The 9,188-nt window shown below is 46.3% G+C and carries 9 protein-coding genes; 4 read left to right on the forward strand and 5 right to left on the reverse strand.

Annotated elements, in window-relative coordinates; all coding sequences use genetic code 11:
• Positions 1 to 11: 11 nt before the first annotated feature.
• From A1D16_RS12800 to agaR, 5 genes are all read right to left on the reverse strand, one after another.
• Entirely contained in the window at positions 12 to 1,028 is a 1,017-nt protein-coding gene (locus A1D16_RS12800; protein WP_290710056.1) for an NAD-dependent epimerase/dehydratase family protein, read from the reverse strand.
• Positions 1,029 to 1,043: 15 nt separating this feature from the next.
• On the reverse strand, positions 1,044 to 2,270 hold the full coding sequence (locus tag A1D16_RS12805; protein WP_290710058.1) for an Nramp family divalent metal transporter: 1,227 nt from the start codon (positions 2,268 to 2,270) through the stop codon (positions 1,044 to 1,046).
• A 69-nt stretch (positions 2,271 to 2,339) separates the two neighbouring features.
• Positions 2,340 to 3,323, reverse strand: a complete 984-nt coding sequence (locus tag A1D16_RS12810; protein WP_290710060.1) for a formylglycine-generating enzyme family protein — start codon at positions 3,321 to 3,323, stop codon at positions 2,340 to 2,342.
• A gap of 10 nt (positions 3,324 to 3,333) precedes the next feature.
• Positions 3,334 to 4,203: a DMT family transporter gene (locus tag A1D16_RS12815; RefSeq protein WP_290710062.1), complete on the reverse strand. Its 870-nt coding sequence runs from the start codon at positions 4,201 to 4,203 to the stop codon at positions 3,334 to 3,336.
• Between the two features lie 9 nt (positions 4,204 to 4,212).
• Positions 4,213 to 4,998 (reverse strand): transcriptional repressor AgaR, encoded by a 786-nt coding sequence (agaR, locus tag A1D16_RS12820; protein ID WP_290710064.1) that lies wholly within the window; start codon positions 4,996 to 4,998, stop codon positions 4,213 to 4,215.
• A gap of 164 nt (positions 4,999 to 5,162) precedes the next feature.
• Between agaR and A1D16_RS12825 the strand changes: the two genes are divergently transcribed.
• The 4 genes from A1D16_RS12825 to A1D16_RS12840 form a co-directional block, all read left to right on the forward strand.
• Entirely contained in the window at positions 5,163 to 6,395 is a 1,233-nt protein-coding gene (locus A1D16_RS12825) for an SIS domain-containing protein (protein ID WP_290710067.1), read from the forward strand.
• Positions 6,382 to 7,314 (forward strand): carbohydrate kinase family protein, encoded by a 933-nt coding sequence (locus A1D16_RS12830; protein ID WP_290710068.1) that lies wholly within the window; start codon positions 6,382 to 6,384, stop codon positions 7,312 to 7,314. Before A1D16_RS12825 ends, A1D16_RS12830 begins: the two co-directional genes overlap by 14 nt.
• Positions 7,295 to 8,146, forward strand: coding sequence for a class II fructose-bisphosphate aldolase (locus tag A1D16_RS12835; RefSeq protein ID WP_290710069.1), 852 nt, complete (start codon positions 7,295 to 7,297; stop codon positions 8,144 to 8,146). Before A1D16_RS12830 ends, A1D16_RS12835 begins: the two co-directional genes overlap by 20 nt.
• A 1-nt stretch (position 8,147) precedes the next feature.
• The coding region (locus A1D16_RS12840; RefSeq protein ID WP_290710071.1) for an amidohydrolase family protein at positions 8,148 to 9,188 on the forward strand (1,041 nt) is incomplete at its 3' end.

Raw genomic sequence — 9,188 nt, forward strand, 5'->3', positions numbered from 1 at the left:
TTGGGAATGTATTAATAACGTCCTTCTCTTTCCTGAAAATGGGTGGGCTTGTATACGGTTGCGCCCCCTTCCTCTAACCAGGCGGTTACCAGGTCAATCATTTGTGATAAACTAACCCTGGGATAACCAAATAAAGCAAAGGAAGCTGCTGCATTACTCAGCAGTGCGGTGGAAGCGGGCTCACCCACCAACAGCGGGGTTTTACCAAAACGCTTACCAAACTGCTCGGCCACCCATTTTACCGCCACTGTTTCCGGCCCTGTTATATTCAGGATCTTAGGCGGATTGGAACAGTGTAATAAACTGCGGATAGCCATCTCATTAGCATCTCCCTGCCAGATTACATTTACATGCCCCATCCGTATATCAATCGGCTCTTCCTGCCGTACCTTTTTAGCTATTTCCAATAATACGCCGTACGATAAATCAATTGCATAGTTGAGCCGGTACAATAACAGTTTTGTACCATACCTGGACGCGGTATACTCAAACAAGCGTTCTCTGCCTAAACAGGATTGTGCATATTCACCCAATGGCTGGGGTGGATTTGTTTCATCCAACCCTCCGTTTACAACCGGTGATAACGGGTATACATTACCGGTAGAAAACGCTACTATACGGGAGTTTCGAAATTTTTCCCCTACTCTTCCCGGAAGATAGCTGTTCATGGCCCAGGTAAAGGACTCTTTTCCGGTTGTGCCAAATTTTTGTCCGGCGAGGTACAGCAGATTCGGCATTTCAGGTAATGCCTGCAATTGCTGTTCATTCAATAGGTCCACAGCATAGGTAGTAATGCCCAGAGCAGTGAGTTTTTCCTGTAAGCCGGGTTCAGAAAACCTGGAGGCGGCGGCAATTTTTTTGTTCAGTCCGGCTTTCTTAACGCCTTTGGCCAGCAATTCTGCCAATGCGGGGCCCATTTTGCCTCCCGCACCCAATATCATAATATCTCCCTCAATAGCAGCCAGGTCTTGTAGTAAGGCGGGAGAGGGTTCTAATAAGGATTGATAAAGCGCTTCCGTTTTTGTCATGATAGCGGTATTCATTTAGTTTAAAAACCAGTCGTTGAAATTTAGGGCGGCAAGGGTAACAATAAGCAGTAATCCTACGATTCCGAGCATATTCTGCCATCCTTTATTTTTTGCATCGCCCATGATAAACGGATCGTTGGCAATCAGAAACAAGGCAATGCCTATAAGTGGCACAATGAAAATGGTAATGCTTTGGGCAAATATGATCAGTTGCAGGGGTAGTTTTCCAAAAAGCACAGCCACTGTTGCGCCGATTAGCATTATAGCGGCAATAAGCCAGCGGGTCTGGATATCTTTAAACTGTCCACCCCATCCCAATCCGTCTGACAGGAGTGATCCACCCACCGAGGCATTACCTACCAGGGAAGAAAAACCTGCACCAAACAAACCAACCAGAAAAATGGCAGACGCTTTTGCGCCAAACAGGGGTTCCAATGCCTTGCCCATATCGCTGGCTGATTGGGGATTTATCTGACGGGGATACAGAATATTGGCAGCAGCCAGCAGGGTAATGCTGCTCATCAACCCCAGTAATATTATACCGGCTACTGTTCCGTTGGTTTGACCGGCGGTTTCGGGGCGCACCCGGCGTCTTTCCTGTACGAGATAGGCCTGGTAAAGGGCTCCTACCAGTGAAAAACTGGACGCTATAAAAGCTATTACCAATCCCTGTGAACCTGGGGGCAGTTTAAATTGAAACCCCTGTGCTATAAGTTGTAGGGAAGGAGGTGTCCATAAAAGCGTCATTACAAACGATGCCAGCATTAATAAAATCAAAAGGATCATCAGTTGCTCCAACACCTTATAAAACGATTTAAAAAACAGGAGAGCAATACTCAGGGCGGTAAAACCCAGTATCCAGGGTGTGGGGGAGGTGCCGAATAATTCACCCATTGCAATACCCACGCCCACGGCATTGCCCGCCTGGAAGGAAGAACAGACCAGGAAAACCCCGGCACCTACCAGAACAGCCGCCCAGCGCCCCCATTTCATAGCCAGCAACTGTAAAAAGGTATGGGAAGAAGCAAGTCCGATCCTGGCAGCCATACTGGTAAAAACAATCATGAAAAGAGTAGCAACCAGCACAATCCATAAGAGATCAGTCGAATACAGTGCACCCAGTTTGGAAGTGATGGTCATTTTACTGGGACCAAAGACCAGGGCTGCGGTTATTAAACCGGGCCCCATCAGGTGCAGCCAGCCCGCCAAACCTTGAGTAGCCGTTGAGTTCTTGGATGCCATTTGCAGGATTTGTGGCTAAATTAGTAAATTTAAGGTTTCGAAACAATAAAAATAAGGTTTCGAAATTATTTAAAGGTCCTGGATTGCTTTTTTAAAGTAGTTTTTAATAGCAGCGGGACTTGGTTTTTTAACCGGTCGTACAATTCTGAAGCCTACAAAAGAGGCATCTGTCATCCACCAGTTGCTTTTGGGCAATTGGGGGTCTCGTTGTTTCCAGGAAGGGTTTGATCCTTTTCGCGCGGCAGCTCTCAAATCAGCCGCATCATCATCCCAGGAGCCTCCCCGAACCGCGTGCGGGTAAAGTTTGGTAGGTTCAGCCCAGGCATTGGGTTTAGAGGCAGCAGGCGTAGCATAAAAATCGGGTAAATATTGATCCAGGGTCCATTCCGCTACATTTCCATGCATATCATGCAGCCCCCATTTATTCGGTTTTTTCTTTCCCGGTTGCTGGTATTTTTCTTTACTGTTTTTGCTATACCAGGCATAATCCGCTAATTCCGCCGGATCATCGCCAAAATAATAAGCGGTATTTGATCCTGCCCGGCAGGCATATTCCCATTCCGCTTCTGTCGGCAGCCGGTAGAACTGACCGGTTTTTTCAGTGAGCCATTTGCAATAATAAAGTGCTGCGTGCTGTGTTATATTTACGGCCGGAAAGCCAGCTTTTCCCATTCCAAAACTCATATCGGTAAAGGCGGGGGATGGTTTGGTGACGGCGTCTACCTTATCATCTCCCACAAACAATTCAAATTCATCCCAGGTTACTTCGTAGCGCCCCATCCAGAAAGCGTCAATCTGAACGGTATGAACAGGGCCTTCATCGGGTCTTCGCCCTTTTTCGCCAGCCGTACTTCCGATTACCGCTTTACCAGCAGGAATCGGCATCATTTCAAAACGGATACCGGAGGCCGGAATAGTAGCCGTGTACGGTTTGAAAGGGTCGTTTTGGGTAGGTTGGCCGGCAGGGGTACAATGTACGCCCAAAAGTGCAGCCAGGCAGGCCCCCGCGGCTAGTTTGCCGGGGGCAAAAAAAGAATGGACACTCTGCAACATAGGAAGTATTTTATTCGGTAATCAGATAGATAGCCACTACTGCAATTACCAGTCCGGCAAGCGTTACCGGATGTGGAATTACATTGTATAATAACAGAGAAATAAGGATGGTTATAACAGGCGATAAACCGGTAAGCGGAACTACGATTATTGCCTTTCCGTACCGGAGCGCATATACCAGTGTCAGCGCGCCGATAGAATTCAGCAGATGAATACCAGCTGCCAACCCCGGGCCTTTCCAACCCCAGTTGACCGGCACAGAAAAGTTGGTCATATAAATGGCCACCGGTGTTAAGAGAAGGGCCGCCAGGGCCATATAAAAGAACAGGGATTCTGCTTCCATGGTTGAATTGGCCATTTTCATTACAAATGCCTGGATGCCCCACATAAAAAATACCATAACAGCCAGTACCAGCCACCAGTAGGAACTGAAATTGTTGTGGCTCGGAGGCTGATAAGCCAGTAAAGCGATGGCAACCAGGGCCAGCACAATGCCCAGTTTTGCTTTACCAGCAGCCCGCTCGCGAAGAAAAAACAAGGATAGGAAAATAGTTACTACCGGAAAAAGAGAAATAATAGGAAAAACAATATAGGCCGGCCCTTGCCGCAATGCCTGAAAAAGAAGTAATTGTCCACCTGCTCCCGTTAATCCTACTACCAGGCCGAATACCCAGTTGCGGGCTTGGGTGTTCAGTTTCCAGTTAATTTTTTTAAGCGCAAAAAGCGCACAGGGAATCATTGTAAATGCCCATACCACATAACCTAGGGTGGCCGGGAAGCCGGCTTTTTCCGGAATTTCAATAAAAGCCCCCCATACGCCCCAGAAGAGCGTTGTTACCAGGGCGTATAACAGCCATGGTCGTTTGTTTATATGTGTCATTTCTTGGGATTAAACAATCATCACCTGAATCCCGGCATTTTCGAGTTTTTTCTGGTCTTCGGCCGGAATTCCCGCATCCGTAACAATTACATCAATTTCTGTTACCGGAGCAATGAAGGCAAAACTTCGTTTATGGAATTTACTTGAATCAGCTACTACAATTACCTGTTTGGAAATAGACATCATAATCCGGTTAAGATGGGCTTCCTCTACGTTGGGAGTAGATAAACCATGGCTTACACTAAAGCCATCTACCGCCAGGAATAATTTATCGCAGAAATAATTTTTGAAACTTTCTTCAGCAGTAGCGCCCACCAGCGACAACGAATTCTTCCGCAAAAACCCACCTGGAATAATTACATTGGCTTTGGGATGTTCTGCCATCTGGTTGGCAATATTCAGCGCATTGGTAATTACCGTCAGATCTGAAATAGCCCCCAGGTTACGGGCAATTTCCATGGTGGTAGTTCCGGAATCAAGGATAATGGTATCGCCGTCCTCAATAAGAGAAGAAGCCAGTTTCCCGATCTTTTTCTTCTCATCGAGATGTTGCTTGTTTTTATCTGAAAGGGTAAAATCAATCCCTACCCGATCTACTTTTATCGCACCGCCCCGGGCCCTGATTAAGGCATTTTTTTGTTCTAAACGTTTCAAATCATTTCGAATGGTTACCTCACTTACCTGGAGGTCCTTACTTAAGGACGTAACATCTACCTGGCCCATGGATTCCAGCTTTTCCAGGATCAGTACCCGCCGTTGCACGGTCGATTTATGTTCAGATTTATCCACTTGCATAGGTTTTACACTTCCAAAATAAGTGTATTCAAAGCATTCGAAGCCTTTTTTGCTTCATTATTTATTAAAAACTGCTTTCGAAACAATAAAATTAATAAAAATATTATTTTTTGAAAGGTTTTATTTAGCTTTAACATAATTTCGAAACGAAATGAAATATAAATATGTCATCTTCTTTTCATAACCTGACTTCTGAAAAAGAATCGAAATCCACCCTGTTTGGACTGGAAACCACCGAGTTGAAACAGTTAGGTGCCCTGCATACAGCTACCGAAATTCAACAGCAACCCTGGCTATGGAATAGGATCTATGAGTTGGTAAAAGAACACCGGGCAGAACTGGAAGCTTTTATAGAACAGGCATTTGAACATGCCGACCTGCGCATTATCCTAACCGGCGCCGGCTCTTCTGCATTTATAGGAAATGTACTGGAAGGCCCCTTACAGGAATCTACCGGTAAATCCTGTACAGCCATTGCCACTACGGAACTGATCAGCCACCCGGCCCATCATTTCACCAATCAGCCAACCCTGCTGGTTTCCTTTGCCCGTTCGGGCGATTCGCCGGAGAGCCTGGCAGCAGCTCGCCTGGCAGCTACACACTGCACCACCCTGTATCACCTGATAATTACCTGTAACCCAAAAGGCAAACTGGCCAGCGATCTTAAAAACGGCGTTTCGCATGTATTTCTACTACCGCCTGAAGCAGATGATAAAAGTTTAGCGATGACCGGTAGCTTTACTGGTATGTTATTAAGCGGATTACTTATTTGCCGTATTCATGAGTTAACCGGGTTAGCACCCGCCCTGCAACAACTGTGCAACTACGGCACCGCTATTTTGTCGGACTATTACCAAGCCCTTCAAAAAATAGCAACACTTGATTTTGACAGGGCCGTTTTCCTGGGATCGGGCCCCATGAAAGCCATTGCCAACGAATCTGAATTAAAAGTACAGGAGCTCACCGATGGAAAAATCATCTGTAAGTTTGATTCCTTCCTGGGCTTCCGCCACGGGCCAAGAGCCGTAGTTCACCCGAATACCCTACTTATTTATCTTTTCTCTAATAACCCTTACGTTAACCAATATGAAACTGACCTGGTAACCGCAATCAATAACGGGGAGAAAGGAATTTGCCGGATCGGCATCGAAGAAACCGCACCGGATACCCGGCCGCTAGACCTGCATATTCAGTTAGCAAAGGATGCCAGCCACCTGGAAGAAGTGTTCTTATGCATCTGTGCCGTTTTACCCGCACAATTGATCGCTTTCTTCAAATCCATTCAATTAGGCCTTGAACCCGATAACCCTTCCAAAAACCAGGCGATTACCCGCGTGGTAAAAGGCGTAACGATTTATCCATACTATCAATCTGCAAGTATTAATGAAACCCATTGATGTAACAGTTATAGGCGAACTCAATGTTGATCTGCTCCTGAACAAGCTCAACCAATTACCTGAAAACGGCAAAGAAGTACTGGCCAGTCAAATGGAATTGTGTTTAGGCAGTTCTTCTGCCATTTTTGCCACCAACCTCAGCGCACTGGGTACAAGTGTTCAGTTCATGGGAAAACTGGGAGATGATTTATTCGGCCAGTTTCTCTTACGTTGCCTTGCTAACCGAAACGTAGATACAGATTCCATACTTATTGATCCCCAGGCTGCAACCGGGGCTACCGTAATATTGAATCATGAACAGGACCGTGCCATGATAACCCACCAGGGTGCCATGACCGGTTTTGGTATACAGGATATCAACTGGCCGGCCCTGTTTAACAGCCGTCATTTGCATATTTCCTCCATCTTTCTGCAACCAGCCCTGAAAAAGGAGCTGGTAAACATTTTCCAAAAAGCAAAGGAGGCTGGCCTTACCACTTCGCTGGATACACAATGGGACCCTTCCGAGCAATGGGAGCTGCCCCTTGCTCAATTGCTTCCGCTGGTAGACGTTTTTCTACCCAATGAAAAAGAACTCTGCCTGTTAACAGGAGAAACCTCCCTTACAAAAGCCATCGCCTTATTGGAACCCTCTATCAATATCCTTGTTGTAAAGATGGGAGAAAAAGGAAGCCTGTTAGTAAGCGAACAAAAGCAACGCCTCTTATCAGTAAAAAAATCAACCAGTTTTATCGATGCCATAGGTGCCGGCGATAGTTTCAATGCCGGCTTCATTCATCAGTGGATCAGAGGAGAATCGCTAGAGCATTGCCAGGAATTCGGGAATGCCTGCGGCGCATTTTCCACCACCGCAGCAGGTGGAATCAACGCTTTCAATAACCCACAAAAACTTTATGCTGATGCCAGTGCAATTGCCTGATGTTCACCCAGCAGACCTTACAGAAAAACTTAGCAGTTTTCAGAAAAAAGGAAAAGCCATCCTGGCTACCAATTTTTATAATTACGAAACTCTAAGGGGCATTCTGCAGGCGGCAGCTGTTTTGGAACAACCTATTATTCTACAGTTAACAAAAAGTTCCCTGGATTACATGGGACTGGCATCGGCAGTAAAAATGGCAAGAGCCGGTTTGCAATCCTTCAATATAAAGGGATGGCTGCACCTGGATCATTGCTATTCCTACTCCCTCATCCAACAATGCCTTGATGCCGGGTTTGATTCCGTTATGATAGATGCCAGTGAACGCCCTCTCGAAGACAATATACGTATCACCCGCAAAGTGGTGGACCTGGCCCTTCAATACAATGCCAACGTGGAGGCAGAACTGGGATATGTTGCCAAACTGGGCCAGTCAACCGACCAGGTAGGCTTTACCGATCCGGAAGAAGCCCGGCAATTTGTAGAAGCAACCGGTGTGCATGCATTGGCCGTAGCTATCGGATCAGCACATGGATTTTACAAACAGGAACCCCGGCTGGATATTGAACTACTGGCAACGATCCGCGAAAAAACCGGCATTCCCCTGGTATTGCACGGCGGATCCGGTATTCCGGCAGCAGCACTTCAGCAAGCCATAAAAAACGGGATCAGTAAAATAAACCTGGCTACCGAAATAAAAAATATTTTTATACAGACCTTACAAGCATGTTTAACCGAAAATGAGGAAATTGACCTGCGCGTGGTTTTTCCACCTGCCATTAACGCGGTAAGCGACCTGGTAAAAGAAAAACTAGCCATCATTAACCAGCCATAGGATGAATAAGCAGTTTCACCAATTTATAGCAGCTATTGCCTGCACATTTTTTTTCTCTGCCTGCGCTGATACCGGTAAGCGCCAACAGACTTCGGCCTACTACACGGCAGACGACTTTAAAAAACTCAGCAAAATTGATGCGCATGTTCATGTGAATACCTATGATACTACGTTGATCAGCCTGGCCAGAGAATACGGTTTCCGTTTAATCAGCCTCAATGTAGGTGCTCCTGAATACCCACCTATTAACACGCAACAGCAATTTGCCCTTTTTCACAAACATCAGCAGGAAGGAAAATTTGCCTATGCCACCAGTTTTGAAATGGCCGGCTTTGAAAATCCAGGATGGCAGGAAAGCCAACTCCGCTACCTGGCTGCTTCGTTTGACAGCGGGGCAGTGGGTGTAAAAGTCTGGAAACATATTGGAATGGAACTAAAAGACAGCAAAGGACGCTTCCTTATGATTGATGACGCAAGAATGGATACCCTGTTCCAGTTTATTCAACAACGGAATAAAACCGTGGTAGGGCATCTTGGAGAACCCCGAAACTGTTGGCTGCCCCTGGATAAAATGACCGTCAAAAATGACCGGGATTATTTCAGCAAACACCCGGAATACCATATGTTTCTTCACCCTGAGTTCCCCTCGTACGAAGACCAGGTAAATGCAAGAGACCGGCTACTGGAAAAACACCCTGCCCTTCGATTCGACGGAGCGCACCTGGGCAGCCTTGAATGGAGCGTAGACGCTATGGCGGAACACCTCGACCGGTTTCCACAAATGGCATTGGATATGGCGGAACGCATTTCGCACCTGCAATACCAGTCGAAAGAAAACAGGCAAAAAGTCATCGATTTTATTACCAAATACCAGGATCGGCTTCTTTATGCAACTGATATTGTTCAGGAAGAAAAAACGGAGCCCGCTGAATTGAGCGCCTACTGTAAAAAAACCTGGGAGCAGCACTGGAAATATTTTACCTCAGATTCCATGATGGAAGCCCCTGAAATTGAGGGACAATTCCAGGGTCTACATCTTCCA

The organism is Flavihumibacter sp. CACIAM 22H1 (assembly GCF_001601815.1).
Lineage (GTDB): Bacteria > Bacteroidota > Bacteroidia > Chitinophagales > Chitinophagaceae > Flavihumibacter.

Bases quoted from the DNA above. Each gene is read 5' to 3' on its own strand.
- A1D16_RS12800 (WP_290710056.1), bottom strand. From the start codon at position 1,028: ATGACAAAAACGGAAGCGCTTTATCAATCCTTATTAGAACCCTCTCCC.
- A1D16_RS12805 (WP_290710058.1), bottom strand. From the start codon at position 2,270: ATGGCATCCAAGAACTCAACGGCTACTCAAGGTTTGGCGGGCTGGCTG.
- A1D16_RS12810 (WP_290710060.1), bottom strand. From the start codon at position 3,323: ATGTTGCAGAGTGTCCATTCTTTTTTTGCCCCCGGCAAACTAGCCGCG.
- A1D16_RS12815 (WP_290710062.1), bottom strand. From the start codon at position 4,203: ATGACACATATAAACAAACGACCATGGCTGTTATACGCCCTGGTAACA.
- agaR (WP_290710064.1), bottom strand. From the start codon at position 4,998: ATGCAAGTGGATAAATCTGAACATAAATCGACCGTGCAACGGCGGGTA.
- A1D16_RS12825 (WP_290710067.1), top strand. From the start codon at position 5,163: ATGTCATCTTCTTTTCATAACCTGACTTCTGAAAAAGAATCGAAATCC.
- A1D16_RS12830 (WP_290710068.1), top strand. From the start codon at position 6,382: ATGAAACCCATTGATGTAACAGTTATAGGCGAACTCAATGTTGATCTG.
- A1D16_RS12835 (WP_290710069.1), top strand. From the start codon at position 7,295: ATGCCAGTGCAATTGCCTGATGTTCACCCAGCAGACCTTACAGAAAAA.